This window comes from Pseudomonas sp. GW704-F2 (assembly GCF_059423025.1).
In genome coordinates, this window is sequence record NZ_JBWKXO010000003.1 from 184,246 (window position 1) to 200,380 (window position 16,135).

Here is a 16,135-nt window from a genome sequence, read left to right on the forward strand (position 1 = left end):
ACCGCTGATGCCCCTGGCCGGTCAGGATTACCAGGCAAGCACCTCGGCCTTTGCATGTGAATCAAGTACCCGTGCGGGGTTGGTTCCCTCGAAGAGCTCAAACGATCCATCGGGTTTTATGTCAATACGGTTGGCCGTTGCGATCGTAGTGGACGCCGGGTATTTGTTTGCGATGTTGAACAGCACTTGTTCACCGGCGTCACCTTGTTTCAGAGCGATGCCTAATCCCGGAATGGTCCGGACATAATCGCCGCCCACATAAATCACTTTGCTTGTCTGGTCTAACGATCCCTCCAGTTGTTTCAGCACGCGCTGTTGTTCTGTCGTCGGCACGCCGCCTTGGAAGTGCATTAATGTTCGTTTCTGGTAGACACCCTCTTTCAAGTCGGTAAGCACCGCCAGGGCCGTACAATCACTGATGCCACTGGTGCTGATGATTGCGGTCGGGTCAGTGACGGTGACGTCCTTGTAATCCGACATAGCGATGTGGTGGGTCGGGGCGGGGGGCTTCAGGTGAGTAACCGTCGTCGGGATGGATTCTTCATAAAGCCGTTTGACCGGTCTGTCATGAAGACTCGCGGTGCTTATCCACGACTCGTGATGGTCGCTGATCTTGAATTCAAGTTTTTTGGGGTCATTGCTATAAGTTTTGTATTGGACCGGCAGCTTCTTGTCATTGAATATTTTTTCGAGACCACGCCTCATCATGGCCTCGCTTGAAAACTCGGCCACCCCAACATTCGGGTCGTAAAAAAAGAACTTCTTACCGTCGCCATCCGGCACGGACCCGGCCACCATCGCATGGCCGGGAGAGTCGATCATCACGGTCTTGCCCCCAGGCGCATTGGCCAGTTCCGTAATCATGTCCTGATACGTTACCTGGCGCTGTGGGTTACCGGCGTGAAACATGAACGGTGTACTGATGCTTTTTTGCACATCGTCTAATGTGCGAGCAAATACTCGCGACCCCTCAGCCCGCGGATTGGCAGCGGCAACGTACAGGTTGTCAATAAATACGCGTTCTTTTCCTTGCGCCTTGGCCGATGCGAACGTACGCGAGAGAGCGGCGCACTGCCCATCGGAAAGGTGGTTGACCTGGCTAAGGTAGATGGTCTGAGGTACGGGGGTGAACGTTCCTCCGACGGCATTTACGTGGGCGTTGAAATGCTGTGTGCCGTTGAGCCCGTGCTGGACAGCCAGCCTTTCCTGCTGGCGGACCAAGGTGCCCACCTCTTTTGCTGTTTTGTCCGGGCGTAGCGCCAGCTTCATCACGTCTTCTGATTTCATGCCCTTGGCATAGCCTTTAATCAGTTCCGGCGCGCCGTCCTCATAGCCACTCTTAAACGCTGCGCTGGGCGTCACCCCATCGCCCTGGTAACGATCCAGTAGCTTTCCCCAGTCTTTTCGAATTTGAATCGACTCCGGCGAGAGCGCGCGCTGCGTGTTTTGCCACGCATGAAGCTCCTGAGTACCGCCTCGTATTGACGGCTGGAAATCGTCCAGTGCTTTGCCAAACGGGCGTCGGGTCGTCGTATCAAAGGCATACCATTTACCGTCCTGAAGAACCGCGGCACCTTGCAAGGTCTCGCCGGACGTCTTGAAGGTACCCATCGCTGCTGCGTCGTATTGTTTGCTCGCGGCGACCAGGTCGTAGCCAGTGTGGGTGCCGCGTAGGTGCCGGATGTCTTGAATCGTGTCGGTGATGACGCGTTTACCGACGCTTGCCACGCCGCGACCGGTAGCGCGCAGTAAATCCGCCGCGCCGTCCAACGGATTAACCAGGCTGATCGCGCTCAACCCCAGGGTCTTTCCTATATGCAAGGCTTTGCTACCGGCAGACAGGGTCTTGGTTGCAACTTTAGCCAGTTTCCCTGCGGTGGAGGCTCCAACGGTCATGATGCCAAACAGGTCGAGTGATAAGTCGATGATCCCTTCGCCGAGGTTGCCCTCCGTAAAATGCTTGATGGCTGACCGTAATGGGATCAGGTTAAGGAGCAACTCATTTAACTTTTTGTAAAAGGGCACCTCGGACTCAACTGTCGTCACCCCCCGAGCCTCGGCCTCCAGCGCGCCCCATACGCTGCTGACCTTGGCCACCGTGGCACCGATGGCCGCGCTCCGGGGGCTGGCGAAACTGTTCAACGGCCCGGCGGTGTCGGTGTTTTCTTGTAGCAGCTGTTGCCGTACCAGCGGGGAACCTTCATCGGGAATGGACAGTGTGACGGGGACCATGTCGGTATACGGCGTGTTGTTATCGCGCGGTTTTCCGTCTTCTATATGAGCCCCAGGCTGATAACCGGGCTGGAAATCGCCGAGGTCCCCGCGTTTAGCGAGTGTGTTCTTTTGGACATTCAGTTCATAGGTATGGGCAATCCCGTCGCGCATCACTTTCAATAGCACAGGGTTGCCGTCGGCAGCCGGGACCCGGACGATACCGCTGAGCTGATGTTCGCCCTTGAACTCCTTGAAGATCGAAAGGCTTCCGTATTCGATATTCTGCCGGTCCTCCAGCGGCAACTGGGCGATCAGGTGCTTGACCTGCGTGGCGACGCTGCTGTCGAGGGCGCGACCAAACTGTTGGAACTCACTGACGAATTCCCTGCTGATATTTTTCAGGTTTTGCGTCTTGCTCAAGACCTCCTCGAGGGTGAAGTTAGGCGTGTTGGCAGCAGAGCGTCCGGGGCCCCTGCGCGGTGGTGTGTAAGGCTCGATCACCCATTGGTTGGGGTGTGACGCATTGTTGTGCCTGGCCGGGTGGTAGGGCACATTGGGCGGGTTGTGCAGCATGTTCTCCATGTGCAAGTCCAATATCGAATAGGGCCCGGGTCGATCTTTATCGTAAGTGTCCAGTACGATGCACTTCAGTTCCAGGCGCGCGTCATCGCCCAAAACTTCGCGCAGTTCGGCCAGGGCCATCTCCTTGCGAGACGCCGGTGCGGGCGTGCGCTGTGCTTCGGAAGCTGTTCGCAGTTCGCCGACCTGCTGGTTAAAGGCGTCGGCGATGGTTTGCATATCTGCAGGCGACGTCACACTCGTGACGATGCTGTTGGTCAGGCCCCATTCCTTGAGCGCGTCATGCTGGGCGACATATTCGATCTGACGCTGAGCCTGGGACACCGGGGCGATATCCGCGTACAACATGACCTCGCCGTAACTCATGGTGGATGCCCGGCCCGGCGTCTCAGCCTCTATGCGCGCCACCGCGGTACTGAAGCTGACGTGGGCGGGGGAGCCGTGAGTGACCGTGGCCGGGATATCCTTGACCAGCAACTCTGGCGCCCTGGAGGCCAGTTTCAGGTTGGCCTGGATATTGGCTTTTTCCGGTGACGAAGCCTCTTTCGTGACGTAGTACAAATGGTCGGCCACACGCTGGGCCGTCTCTGATAAAGGTTTGCCTTTAAGCTGCTGGCCGGCCAGGTCAAAGCCTGAAATGTGCTTCTGGGGCAAGGTTGCCTGGGTGAATGCATCGGTGTAATTCAGGTTCAAGGCCGCCATTAACCAGTCATTGACGCTGCCTTTGACCGACAGTGTGTTGAACTTGGCCTGGATGGCCGCCCCCAGCGCCTGGCCCTTGGGCGACTGGATGATGCGGTCGAGCAGTTGCCGTGGGTTGCGAAGCTCGTGGGCTTCGACTGCTACACCTGGCATCAACGCTTCCAACACATTGCGGTTGCTCCCCAGGTTCAGGTCACCCACATTGCCGTGCTGCAAGAACGCCAACAGTTGGCGCTGGGTGTCCGTGTCAATCGGCTGCGGCCAGGACAGGGCGCCGCCGTAGTTACCATGGACGGGGCTTCGCGGTGTGGGGGTGAGGAGGAATCGCCTGAGGTTCTCCACGTCCTGTGCGGTGCCGGGTTTTTCAAAGCCGTGGTATTCAAGAAAATCAGCCAGGCTAGCCACGCCTCCTTGCTGCACGCCTCGGTCCCGTTCGTATGAGGAGTGGGGGTTCAATTCGAAGGTGGTTTCACGCAGATACGCGGGGACCTGCGACAGCTGAAGGCTGCCTGAGGCAAGCACTGTCCCCAGATGCTTCAACAACACAGTCGCTTGGTGCCGGTTGTTGATGTTCCCCAGCAGCGTCTGCTGCTGCTCGAGTGCGTCCTCGCTGCGCGTTTCCTGGAGCCCAGGGAATACAGCGGGGTCAAGCGGGGCAAAGGTTTTATCGCGCTCCAGCTCGGCGGCACGTTGCTGGAGCTCGGAAGGGGCGATTCGCGTCGGCTCTTTGTAGAACTGCCCAACCAGCCAGGCCGGCGCACGGTTGGTGCTCTCGGACGACGGAAGGGGAAACGGCCTGTTCCTGTCGGAGATGACCCCTCCGATATTCATTAACGGTTCTCGCACCGCCGACCAGCGCTTGTCCTCGCTCGCACGCAACTGTAAGGGCGCATTGAGCGAAACATCTGGGGTTACACGGTAGGTGACTTGACCACTTTGCGGCAGGATTTTGATCGAGTCGGGCAGGGCTCTGACCGTGAGCCGCCAGTCGAGGAACTCCGGCGACCGAGCGGCATTGCCTAGTAACTTCCACCACTGGCCAAATGTTGAATCCGGCGGAATATCCACCATGATCGCGTTGTCGTGGGCGGGAACGCCGCTGAAGCCCTGCAATGCCTTGCCGTAGTTCTGCGCCAACGCACTGTCGCCCCTGGCCCGGGGGGAATCGCCAGGGGCAGAGAGGTGGGGGCTTTCGCGCTCAGGCTCTACAGCTACCTGCTCGACTGGCTCCAGCGTGTCGCTGGCAATGGAAGAGTGCGGGGAAAAAGCGTGGGCAAGGCTGTTGGAAATCGTCATAGGTGGCGGCTCTATCATCAGGATTGAGGTCCACTGGGTGAAAATTCCAGGTCCCAGTGGTAATCCTTCGTACCCAAGCCCCTTGACCGATTCCATTTTCGAACCGTGGCTTTATTGCACCTTGTTGCCAGTCGCCTCCGCTTGGCTGGCGGCTGCGCGGATCATTTCCCTGACTTTCGCCGTCAAGAGATCAAACGTGAACGGCTTGGTAATCAACTGCATCCCAGGGTCCAGAAAACCACCGCGCACCGCCGCGTGTTCGGCATAGCCGGTGATAAATAGAACCTTGAGTTCCGGCCGAATCTGCCGGCCGATTTCCGCCAGTTGCCGGCCGTTCATGCCCGGCAGCCCGACGTCGCTGATCATCAGGTCAATGCGCTGGTCGGACTCGATGATCGGCAGTGCGGTGTTGGCATCGCTGGCCTCGACAAAGGCATAGCCCAGTTCTTTGAGCACCGCGCTGATCAGTACCCGTACCGCCGGGTCGTCCTCGACGATCAACACTGTTTCACCGGTATTGGCAAAGGGCAGCCGCGCGGGGTTGGCCGCTTCGGCCACGACCATTTCACCGACGAAACGCGGCAGGAACAGGCTGACGGTAGTGCCTTTTCCGACTTCGCTGTGGATCGTCACATGGCCACCGGATTGCCGTGCAAAGCCGTAAATCATCGACAGGCCGAGGCCGGTGCCCTGGCCGATCGGTTTGGTGGTGAAGAAAGGATCGAAGACGCGCCCCATTAAACTTTCCGGGATACCGCAGCCGCTGTCGCTGACGCTCAATTCAACGTAGTCACCGGGTTGCAATGTGCCGTAGGCGGCGGTGAACACGCTGTCGAGATGGCGGTTGCTGGTTTCCACGGTGAGGTTGCCGCCGTTCGGCATGGCATCGCGTGCGTTGATCACCAGGTTGAGTAGCGCGCTTTCCAACTGGTTGGGGTCGGCTTCGGCGGTCCAGAGCGGGTCGCTGAGGCGCATGTCCAGCGCAATGCTTTCATTGATGCTGCGTTGCAACAGTTCGCCCATGGAGGTCACCAGTTGGTTGATCTCGACGGGTTTTGAATCCAGCGACTGCCGCCGGGAGAACGCGAGCAGGCGGTGGGTAAGGCCGGCGGCCCGGTTGGCGGAGGTGACACCCAGGTCGATCAGGCTGTCCAGGTCATCCAGCTTGCCGCGGGAGACGCGCCTGCGCAGTAATTCCAGGCTGCCGATGATGCCGGTGAGCATGTTGTTGAAGTCATGGGCGATGCCGCCGGTCAACTGGCCGACGGCCTCCATCTTCTGCGATTGACGCAGCGCTTCTTCATTGCTGCGCAGCTGCGCCGTGCGTTCTTCTACTTGCTGCTCGAGCGTCTCCAGCGTGCGTTGCAAGCGCAGTTCGCTTTCGCTCAGGTCGATCAGCCGGTCGCGCGCATCGTATTGTCGGCGTCGTCCGCGCAGTGCCGCCGTAACCAGGCTGATCAACGTCACAGGATGGAAAGGCCGCTCGAGGAAGGTGACATTGCCCAATAACCCGCTCAGGTGCGAGGAACCGTTCTGCTCGGCGCCGCCGTGATGGGTCATCAATACGATGGGCAAATCCGACCACGCAGGCTGTTGGTGCAAATACCCGAGCAGCGGCTCCAGATCGATGCCGCGCAAGGCTTCGGCAGCAATAATCAGCAGGCCGGCCCCTTCTTCCAGTGCGTTGCACAAGGCCGTCAGGCCCGTGGCGATTACGCCGCTGTACCCGGCCTCGTTGAGCATCATCAGCGCCAACGTGCCGTCGCGGCCCATCGGCGCAAGCACGATGGCGCGCTCGGAGACGGGCGATAGGCTCGTCACTGGCCCTCATCCTTGAGCAGAGGAGAGCCGGCGCCCATGTACGTGGGGATACCGCGCAGTACGCCCTGGAAATTATCGAGCGGCTCGCCGACAGTCATGCCCTGGCTGCTGATGCGGTACTCGCGAATGGTCGATTCATGGGCACCGGTGCGTTTCTTGATGATTGAAATGGCGCGGCGCACCTTGCCCAACGCTTCGAAATAGCGCAGCAGAATGACCGTGTCGGCGAGGTAGGTAATGTCGACGGGCGCCTGCATGTCACCGACCAGGCCGTGCTGGGCGACGGTCATGAACGTGGCGACGCCGCGGCGGTTGAGATACAGCAGCAGTTCGTGCATGTGCAGGATCAGCGCATTTTCTTCCGGCATGGCGGCCTGATAGCCGTTGATGCTGTCGATCACCACAGTCTTGATCCCGCGCTCATCCACGCAGCGCCGCACGCGGTGCGAGAACTCGCCGGGGGTCAACTCGGCCGCGTCGACTTGCTCGATCAGCAGGTTGCCAGTGGCTTGCAGCGCGGCGAGGTCGATGCCCATGTTTTTCATGCGCTCGAAGAGCAGGCCCAGTTCCTCATCGAAGATGAACAGCGCGGCTTTTTCGCCCCGCGCCACGGCGGCGGCGGCAAACACCATCGAGATCAGCGACTTGCCGGTGCCGGCGGGGCCGAGGATCAGGCTGCTGGAGCCAGTCTCGACTCCGCCGCCCATCAAGGCATCCATTTCGCGAATGCCGCTGCTCAGGGTCTCGCGCACATAGCCGCCGCGATGTTCGGCCGCCACCAGCCGCGGGAACACATGCACGCCATCGCCCATGATGGTGAAATCGTGGAAGCCGCCGCGGTACTTTTGGCCGCGGTACTTCACGACCCGCACGCGACGGCGTTCGGCGCCGTAATTGGGCGTCAGTTCTTCCAGGCGAATCACCCCGTGGGCGACGCTGTGTACGGTTTTGTCGAGGGATTCGGTGGTCAGGTCGTCGAGCAGCAACACCGTGGCGTCGTAGCGCACGAAATAGTGCTTGATCGCCAGGATCTGTCGTCGATAACGCAGGGAACTTTGCGCCAGCAGGCGGATTTCGGAGAGGCTGTCGACCACCACGCGGGTCGGCTTGACCCGTTCCACCACTTCAAAGATCTGCCGCGTGGCCTCGCCCAGTTCCAGGTCGGAAGAGTACAACAGGCTTTGCTGCTGTTCGGCATTGAGCAGGCTTTCCGGCGGGGTCAGCTCGAAAATATGGATATTGTCATCCAGATCCCAGCCGTGGGATTTTGCGCCCTGGCGCAATTCACGTTCGGTTTCGGACAAGGTGATATAGAGCGAGCGTTCACCATTTTCTGCCCCTGCCTTCAGGAAGTGCAGGGCGACGGTGGTTTTGCCGGTCCCTGGTTCGCCTTCGAGCAGAAACAGATGGCTGCGGGACAAACCGCCGCAAAGAATGTCATCAAGACCTTCGATACCGGTGGCCGCCTTTTCGGATAACAGCGCGTTGGACATAGACAAGAAGTGCCCTCAGGTCACATACGAGTAAGGGGTGCGCGCTCGTTCGAGCGCGCTATACCTTCTTGACCCTGGCGTATGAGCGGGGTTCCGCCTTTTCGTCTTTTGCGCGCAATGTCAGCGCCTGGGCGGCGATGCGGCGCGCCTACAGGCCCTGTTGCAGCGCCGGATCATCCGGGTTTTGTTGCTCCAACTGCGCCAGCAGCACCTGAACGTTCTGCAATTGACCGCTTTCTTTCCAGTAGCTGACCAGCAGCACCCGCGCCTTGCGATTGGCCGGGTGGCGCTGGATGATTTCTTCCAACTGGCGCTGGGCGGCTTCGAGTTCTTCCTGGGCGTGCAGGGTGGTGGCCAGGTCGTAACGGTAATCCTGATTGCTCGGTTCCAGTTCCACTGCCTTGGACAGGCCGAGCAAGGCGTAAGCACGCTCGCCATGGTGCAGCAACCACATGCCCAGGGCGTGTTGCAGGTACGCGGATTCGGGGTGCGCCGCGAGCTGGCGGGCCAGCAGTTGGCGGGACTCGTCGGTCTTGCCTTGTTTATCCAGCAGTTCGATTTGCGCAACCACGGCTTGCAGGTTGTCCGGCTGCAGGCGCATTGCTTGCTCCAGGGCGTTCTGCGCCTCCGGCAGCAGCGCGCTGTGGATGTACAGGCGCGCCAGCTGGAGCCAACCTTCGGCGGTTTCAGGTTGCGCCTTGAGCTTCTTCACGAACTCATCGAGTACCTGCTGCAAGGGCCCGAAATACAGGCCGAGGGTGTCGGGCGAGAGGCCGAGCAATGCGTTGGCGGCGGCAAAGCGCACGTCTTGTTGCGGATCGTCGAGCAACGGCCCGAGCAGCAGCGTGCGCTGGCCCGTGGGCACCAGGCCGACGATGCTGTGAATCGCCGCTTCACGCACCTGCGGCGAGTCATCGGCCAGGTCCTTGTCGGCGAGCTTCAGTGCCTGGGGGCTGGGGTAATTGGGCAGCTCAGCGTGCAAGGCCACACGACGCTCGTCGGACAAGTCCGGCCGGGCCAGTTGCTGGTACAGCACGCGGGCGGCGCCCGGTTCGCCGTTGCGCGCCTGTTTCAAGGCTTTCGCGTAGCCATGGGCAATGGCGGGCGGCACGGCCACCGGGGTGGAACGGGAGAAATACCAGGTGATCAGCACAATCAACAACAGGGCGCACAGGCCGATGATGGAGTAACGGCGTGACTTTGACATGCAGGCGTCCGAAAGCTTAGGCAGCTAGGGCAAAGCTCTCAGCTTCGGTCAGACCACGGCGAGTGTCAAACCTGTATCAGGTCAGCACGTATTCCACCGGCTCCAGGGCAGGCGGCAAGGCCGTTTCGCCGAGGGCCGCCAGAATCTCGCGCTCCAGGGTCCGCACGATCGCGTTGCAGGGCAGGTCGTTCTCATCGAAGCCGAAGGGGTCCTCCAGGTCGTCGCCGATTTCGTCGAGGCCAAAGAAGGTGTAGCTGACGATTGCGGTGAACACCGGTGTCAGCCAGCCCAGCGGTTCGGCCATGGCAAACGGCAACAGAATGCAGAACAGGTAAATGGTGCGGTGCAGCAGCAGGGTGTAGGGGAAGGGCAGCGGTGTGCTTTTGATCCGCTCGCACGCTGCCTGCACCTGGGTCAGGCTGACCAGTCGGGTTTCCAGCTGGGTGTAGCGCCATTCACTGATCACGCCCCGTTCGGCCAGCCCGGAAAACCGCGCGCCGAGCTGTTGCAGGACGTGGTCCGGGAGGTTGGGATGGCCTGATTCGACGTCGATCCAGGGCTTCACCGCTCGCGCCTCATCTTCCAGGCGCAGGCGCGCGATCAATCCATGGACAAAGCCGCACAGGCCGCGCAGCAGCCCGGCCCGCTCCAGCGGGTCGCTGAATACCTGGGTTTCACGGATCAGTGAGCGCACTTCGATGGTCATCTGCCCGAGTTGCTTGCGGCCTTCCCACCAGCGGTCGTAGCAAGCGTTGTTGCGAAAACTCATGAAGATCGACAGCGACAGCCCGAGCAAGGTGAACGGCGTGGCATTGACCTTGGAGAAATACGCCGGGTGCAGGGTTTCCACCAGCACGATGACCGAGGCCAGCAACGTGACCAGCAGGCTGCGCAGGGCGATGCGCTTGGCGATCGAGCCCTTGAGCGAAAACAGAATGCCCAGCAGGTTGGGTTTGGGGCGAACGATCATCGGGGGGGCTTCTTCGGTGGCGCAGGCCATCAGGTTAGAAGCTGGCGGACGGCGCGTCCAATCGCTTGGGCCGACCGCTTGATCGGCGGGGTCTATGATCAAACGGCATTGGCCAAACCAGTCAGGCATGTTGGTGGCTTTGACCATTGCTGCTGCAGCGCTCTAGAGCGACTATTTCCGCGGTTCTTGTCCGAAAAAAACGTCCTGAAAATAAAAATACTGAAGGATTTGAAGCGATGCGTGACTATTTGGCTGCCACTACCGAGTTCGATTACCAACACACCGTCGACAGCACCTTGGCCGGTAACCTGCAAGGCCTCAATGCCTGCGTGGAATGCTGCGACCGGCATGCGTTACCAGGGCGCATTGCGCTGTTCTGGGAAGGCAAGGATGGGCGCAGTGCCACATCCACCTTCAGCGACTTGCAAGACCAGGCAGCACGCTTCGCCAATTTCCTGCTGGCCCAGGGCGTCAAACGCGGCGACAGAGTGGCCGGCCTGTTGCCACGCACCGCCGAATTACTGGTGGTGGTCCTTGCGACCTGGCGCATCGGCGCCGTCTACCAACCGTTGTTCACCGCCTTCGGCCCCAAGGCCATTGAGCATCGCCTGAACAGTTCCGGCGCGGCCGTGGTGGTCACCGATGCGGTGAACCGGCCCAAGCTCGCGCAAGTGGAAGGCTGCCCGACGATCGTCACGGTCACTGGCGCCAAGGGCGAAGGCCTGGTACGCGGTGATTTCAGCTTCTGGGCCGAGCTGGCCACGTATTCCAACCACTGCGAGCCGGTGCTGCTGGGCGCTGACGACCCGTTCCTGCTGATGTTCACCTCGGGCACCACCGGCCCGTCGAAAGCGCTGTCGGTGCCGCTCAAGGCCATTGTTGCGTTCCAGAGCTACACCCGCGACGCGGTGGACCTGCGCCCCGAAGACGCATTCTGGAACGTTGCCGACCCGGGCTGGGCCTATGGCATCTATTTCGGTGTGACCGGACCGTTGTCCATGGGCCACCCGATTACTTTCTACGATGGCCCGTTCACCCTCGAAAGCACCTGCCGGGTGATCAATAAGTATGGGATCACCAACCTGACCGGCTCGCCGACCGCGTATCGCCTGTTGATTGCCGGCGGCGAGCAATTCGCCCGCTCGATCAAGGGCAAGCTGCGTATTGTCAGCAGCGCCGGCGAGCCGCTGAACCCGGAAGTGATCCGCTGGTTTGCCGACAACCTGGGGGTGACCATCCATGACCATTACGGCCAGACCGAGTTGGGTATGGTGCTGTGCAATCACCACGGCCTGGAACACCCGGTGCATGTCGGTTCGGCGGGTTTTGCCTCGCCAGGGCATCGCATCGTGGTGCTGGACGACGCTCACCAGGAATTGCCCGCCGGCCAGCCAGGGATTCTCGCCGTCGACCGTGAGCAATCGCCGATGTGTTGGTTCGCCGGCTATGACGGCGTGCGGACCAAGGCGTTTGTCGGCAAGTACTACCTCAGCGGCGATACCGTCGAACTGAACCCGGACGGCAGCATCAGCTTCGTCGGGCGCAGTGACGATGTGATCACCACTTCCGGCTACCGCGTCGGCCCGTTCGATGTGGAAAGCGCGCTGGTCGAACACCCGGCGGTGGTGGAAGCGGCGGTCGTCGGCAAGCCCGACGCGGAACGCACCGAACTGGTGAAAGCCTTCGTGGTGATCAACGAACAGTTCCGCGCCACCCCCGAGTTGGCCGAGGAATTGCGCCTGCATGTACGCCAGCGCCTGGCCGCGCATGCCTACCCGCGGGAAATCGAATTTGTCAGCGACTTGCCCAAGACCCCGAGCGGCAAGCTGCAGCGCTTCATTTTGCGTAATCAGGAAATCGCCAAGGCGCAAGCCGTGTTGGCCTGATCCACTTTTCAAGGAAACAACGATGCAGATTGCAAACAAGGTTTTTCTGGTCAGCGGCGGCGCCTCGGGCCTCGGCGCAGCCACCGCTGACATGCTGGTCGCCGCCGGCGCCAAGGTGATGCTGGTGGACCTGAACGCCGATGCCGTCGCGGCCAAGGCCAAACAACTGGGCGACAACGCCCGCAGCGCGGTGGCGGACATCAGCCAGGAAGCCGCTGCCGAAGCCGCCGTGCAGGCCACCGTTGCGGCCTTTGGTGGCTTGCACGGGCTGGTGAACTGCGCCGGTGTGGTACGCGGCGAGAAGATCCTCGGCAAGAACGGCCCCCATGGGCTGGCCAGCTTTGCCCAGGTGATCAACGTCAACCTGATCGGCAGCTTCAACCTGCTGCGCCTGGCCGCTGCGGCCATCGCAGAAACCCAGGCAGACGCCGACGGTGAACGCGGCGTGATCATCAATACCGCGTCGGTGGCGGCGTTTGACGGGCAGATCGGCCAGGCAGCGTATGCTGCGTCCAAAGGTGCGATCGCCAGCCTGACCCTGCCCGCCGCGCGTGAATTGGCGCGCTTCGGTATTCGGGTGATGACCATCGCCCCCGGCATTTTCGAAACCCCGATGATGGCTGGCATGACCCCGGAAGTCCGCGATTCCCTGGCCGCTGGCGTGCCGTTCCCGCCACGCCTGGGCAAACCGAGCGAATACGCCGCGTTGGTTCGGCACATCATTGAAAACAGCATGCTCAATGGCGAGGTGATCCGTCTCGACGGCGCCTTGCGCATGGCAGCCAAGTAAGAGAGGAAGCGTCATGAGTGATCCCATCGTAATTGTCAGCGCCGCACGCACCCCCATGGGCGGGTTCCAGGGCGATCTCAAAGGCCTGACCGCGCCGCAACTGGGCTCCGCGGCGATTCGCGCCGCCGTCGAGCGTGCCGGCATCGCCAGCGATGCCGTGGATGAAGTGCTGTTCGGCTGTGTACTGCCGGCCGGCCTCGGCCAGGCCCCGGCACGCCAGGCCGCGCTTGGCGCCGGGCTGGACAAGGCCACCCGCTGCACCACCCTCAACAAAATGTGCGGCTCGGGCATGGAGGCGACGATGCTTGCCCATGACTCGCTGCTGGCCGGCAGCGTTGATGTGGTGATTGCCGGCGGCATGGAAAGCATGTCCAACGCGCCGTACCTGCTGGACCGCGCACGCAGCGGCTACCGCATGGGCCACGGCCGCGTGCTCGACCATATGTTCCTCGACGGCCTGGAAGACGCCTACGACAAAGGCCGCCTGATGGGCACCTTTGCCGAAGACTGCGCACAACATAACGGCTTTACCCGCGAGGCCCAGGATGCGTTTGCCATTGCATCCCTGAGCCGCGCACAAGCGGCGATCAGCAATGGCAGCTTCGCGGCCGAGATCGTCCCGGTGCAGGTCACAGTGGGCAAGGAGCAAAAAACCATCCTGCATGATGAGCAACCGCCCAAAGCCAAGCCGGAGAAGATCGCCAGCCTGAAACCGGCGTTCCGTGAAGGGGGCACAGTGACTGCGGCCAACTCCAGCTCGATTTCCGACGGTGCGGCGGCCTTGCTCCTGATGCGTCAGTCCGAGGCGCACAAGCGCGGGCTGCAACCCTTGGCGGTGATCCGTGGGCATGCGGCGTTTGCCGATGAGCCGGGCCTGTTTCCGGAGGCGCCGGTGGGGGCGATCCGCAAGTTGATGAGCAAGACCGGCTGGAACCTGGGCGACGTGGACCTGTTCGAAATCAACGAAGCCTTTGCCGTGGTCAGCCTGATCACCATGAGCAAGCTGGAGATCCCCCACGACAAGGTCAACATTCATGGCGGCGCCTGTGCCCTGGGCCACCCGATCGGCGCCTCAGGCGCGCGGATTCTGGTGACGCTGCTGTCGGCCCTGCGCCAGAAAGGCCTCAAGCGTGGCGTCGCCGCCATCTGCATCGGCGGCGGTGAAGCCACGGCCATGGCAGTCGAATGCCTGTATTAAGGATTGAACATGCTGCCCAATGACGAACAACTGCAAATCAGCGACGCGGCCCGACAATTCGCCCAGGAACGCCTGAAACCGTTCGCGGCCGAGTGGGACCGCGAGCACCGCTTTCCCAAGGAGGCCATCGGCGAAATGGCCGAACTGGGCTTCTTCGGCATGCTGGTGCCGGAACAGTGGGGCGGTTGCGACACCGGCTACCTGGCCTACGCCATGGCCCTGGAAGAAATCGCCGCCGGCGACGGGGCCTGCTCGACCATCATGAGCGTACACAACTCGGTGGGCTGCGTGCCGATCCTCACGTTCGGCAACGATCAGCAGAAAGAGCAGTTCCTCAAGCCCCTGGCCAGCGGCGCGATGCTCGGCGCCTTCGCGTTGACCGAGCCGCAGGCCGGTTCCGATGCCAGCAGCCTGAAAACCCGAGCGCGCCGCGAAGGCGACCACTATGTGTTGAACGGCTGCAAACAATTCATCACCTCCGGGCAAAACGCCGGCATCGTGATTGTGTTTGCCGTCACCGACCCGGCGGCGGGCAAGCGCGGCATCAGCGCGTTTATCGTGCCGACGGATTCGCCGGGCTACACGGTGGCGCGGGTCGAGGACAAGCTGGGCCAGCATGCGTCGGACACTTGCCAGATCCTGTTCGAAGACGTCAAGGTGCCGCTCGCCAATCGTCTGGGGGAGGAGGGCGAAGGCTACCGCATCGCCCTGGCCAACCTCGAAGGCGGGCGGGTCGGCATTGCCTCGCAATCGGTGGGCATGGCCCGCGCTGCCTTTGAAGCGGCGCGCGACTATGCCCGCGAGCGCGAAAGCTTTGGCAAAACCTTGATCGAACACCAGGCCGTGGCCTTCCGCCTGGCGGACATGGCCACGCAAATCGCCGTCGCGCGGCAAATGGTGCATTACGCCGCCGCCCTGCGCGACAGCGGCAAACCGGCGCTGGTCGAGGCGTCCATGGCCAAGCTGTTCGCCTCGGAAATGGCCGAGAAAGTCTGCTCTGCCGCCTTGCAAACCTTGGGCGGTTACGGTTACCTGAGCGACTTCCCCTTGGAGCGGATCTACCGCGATGTGCGGGTCTGCCAGATTTACGAAGGCACCAGCGATATTCAGCGCATGGTCATCTCACGCAATCTTTAAGGAGCCACTATATGAGTTACGAAACTATTTTGCTCGACGTGCAGGGCCGTGTCGGGTTGATCACCCTCAACCGCCCGCAAGCCCTGAACGCGTTGAACGCACAACTGATCAACGAGTTGAATCAGGCGCTGGACACCCTGGAACGCAACCCTGAAATCGGCTGCATCGTGCTGACCGGCTCGAAAAAAGCCTTCGCCGCCGGCGCCGACATCAAGGAAATGGCCGAGCTGACCTACCCGCGAATCTATATCGACGACCTGTTCAGTGAGGCCGATCGCGTGGCCAACCGTCGCAAGCCGATCATCGCTGCCGTCAACGGCTTCGCCCTGGGCGGCGGCTGTGAGCTGGCGCTGATGTGCGACTTCATTCTGGCGGGCGACGGCGCCAAGTTCGGCCAGCCGGAAATCAACCTCGGCGTGCTGCCGGGCATGGGCGGCACCCAGCGCCTGACCCGCGCCGTGGGCAAGGCCAAAGCCATGGAAATGTGCCTGACCGGACGCTTTATCGATGCGGTGGAAGCCGAGCGTTGTGGGATCGTGGCGCGTATTGTCCCGGCCGATGAACTGCTCGAAGAGGCGCTGAAAGTCGCCACGCTGATTGCCGGCAAGTCGGTGCCGATCAGCATGATGGTCAAGGAAAGCGTGAACCGGGCGTTTGAAGTGAGCCTGTCGGAAGGCGTGCGCTTTGAGCGTCGGGTATTCCATGCGGCGTTTGCGACGCAGGATCAGAAGGAAGGCATGGCGGCATTCGTGGCCAAGCGCGCGCCTGAATTCAAAGACCAGTAAGCAGCTTATAAACGCCACAAACCCCCTGTGGGACGCTCCCACAGGGGGTTTGTGGCG

The 16,135-nt window shown here is 61.4% G+C and carries 10 protein-coding genes; 5 read left to right on the plus strand and 5 right to left on the minus strand.

Annotated elements, in window-relative coordinates:
- Positions 1–27 precede the first annotated feature (27 nt).
- From AC07W0_RS04295 to AC07W0_RS04315, 5 genes are all read right to left on the minus strand, one after another.
- Entirely contained in the window at positions 28–4,791 is a 4,764-nt protein-coding gene (locus AC07W0_RS04295; protein WP_102617083.1) for an Mcf1 protease effector domain-containing protein, read from the minus strand.
- Positions 4,792–4,902: 111 nt separating this feature from the next.
- A complete protein-coding gene (locus AC07W0_RS04300; protein WP_102617084.1) occupies positions 4,903–6,612 on the minus strand; it encodes an ATP-binding protein in 1,710 nt (569 codons plus the stop codon).
- A complete protein-coding gene (locus tag AC07W0_RS04305; protein WP_026139937.1) occupies positions 6,609–8,111 on the minus strand; it encodes an ATPase domain-containing protein in 1,503 nt (500 codons plus the stop codon). The genes AC07W0_RS04300 and AC07W0_RS04305 overlap by 4 nt, the downstream gene beginning before the upstream one ends.
- Before the next feature lie 142 nt (positions 8,112–8,253).
- On the minus strand, positions 8,254–9,312 hold the full coding sequence (locus AC07W0_RS04310) for a tetratricopeptide repeat protein (RefSeq protein ID WP_017846266.1): 1,059 nt from the start codon (positions 9,310–9,312) through the stop codon (positions 8,254–8,256).
- Positions 9,313–9,388: 76 nt separating this feature from the next.
- A complete protein-coding gene (locus tag AC07W0_RS04315) occupies positions 9,389–10,282 on the minus strand; it encodes a bestrophin family protein (protein ID WP_102617115.1) in 894 nt (297 codons plus the stop codon).
- 236 nt (positions 10,283–10,518) lie between these two features.
- Here AC07W0_RS04315 and AC07W0_RS04320 point away from each other — a divergent pair, with 236 nt between their 5' ends.
- Genes AC07W0_RS04320 through AC07W0_RS04340 form a run of 5 tightly spaced genes read left to right on the plus strand, consistent with a single transcriptional unit; the run spans position 10,519 to position 16,078 of the window.
- Positions 10,519–12,168: an AMP-binding protein gene (locus tag AC07W0_RS04320; RefSeq protein WP_017846264.1), complete on the plus strand. Its 1,650-nt coding sequence runs from the start codon at positions 10,519–10,521 to the stop codon at positions 12,166–12,168.
- Positions 12,169–12,190: 22 nt separating this feature from the next.
- Positions 12,191–12,958, plus strand: coding sequence for an SDR family NAD(P)-dependent oxidoreductase (locus tag AC07W0_RS04325; protein WP_017846263.1), 768 nt, complete (start codon positions 12,191–12,193; stop codon positions 12,956–12,958).
- A 13-nt stretch (positions 12,959–12,971) separates the two neighbouring features.
- Positions 12,972–14,156, plus strand: coding sequence for an acetyl-CoA C-acyltransferase (locus AC07W0_RS04330; protein WP_017846262.1), 1,185 nt, complete (start codon positions 12,972–12,974; stop codon positions 14,154–14,156).
- 9 nt (positions 14,157–14,165) lie between these two features.
- Positions 14,166–15,293, plus strand: coding sequence for an acyl-CoA dehydrogenase (locus tag AC07W0_RS04335; protein ID WP_046383503.1), 1,128 nt, complete (start codon positions 14,166–14,168; stop codon positions 15,291–15,293).
- An 11-nt stretch (positions 15,294–15,304) separates the two neighbouring features.
- On the plus strand, positions 15,305–16,078 hold the full coding sequence (locus tag AC07W0_RS04340) for an enoyl-CoA hydratase (protein WP_046489481.1): 774 nt from the start codon (positions 15,305–15,307) through the stop codon (positions 16,076–16,078).
- The last annotated feature ends 57 nt before the right edge of the window (positions 16,079–16,135 follow it).

What these genes read in the sequence shown, in the direction of transcription:
- AC07W0_RS04295 (WP_102617083.1), bottom strand. Translation starts at nt 4,791, where the DNA reads ATGACGATTTCCAACAGCCTTGCCCACGCTTTTTCCCCGCACTCTTCC.
- AC07W0_RS04310 (WP_017846266.1), bottom strand. Translation starts at nt 9,312, where the DNA reads ATGTCAAAGTCACGCCGTTACTCCATCATCGGCCTGTGCGCCCTGTTG.
- AC07W0_RS04315 (WP_102617115.1), bottom strand. Translation starts at nt 10,282, where the DNA reads ATGATCGTTCGCCCCAAACCCAACCTGCTGGGCATTCTGTTTTCGCTC.
- AC07W0_RS04320 (WP_017846264.1), top strand. Translation starts at nt 10,519, where the DNA reads ATGCGTGACTATTTGGCTGCCACTACCGAGTTCGATTACCAACACACC.
- AC07W0_RS04325 (WP_017846263.1), top strand. Translation starts at nt 12,191, where the DNA reads ATGCAGATTGCAAACAAGGTTTTTCTGGTCAGCGGCGGCGCCTCGGGC.
- AC07W0_RS04330 (WP_017846262.1), top strand. Translation starts at nt 12,972, where the DNA reads ATGAGTGATCCCATCGTAATTGTCAGCGCCGCACGCACCCCCATGGGC.
- AC07W0_RS04335 (WP_046383503.1), top strand. Translation starts at nt 14,166, where the DNA reads ATGCTGCCCAATGACGAACAACTGCAAATCAGCGACGCGGCCCGACAA.
- AC07W0_RS04340 (WP_046489481.1), top strand. Translation starts at nt 15,305, where the DNA reads ATGAGTTACGAAACTATTTTGCTCGACGTGCAGGGCCGTGTCGGGTTG.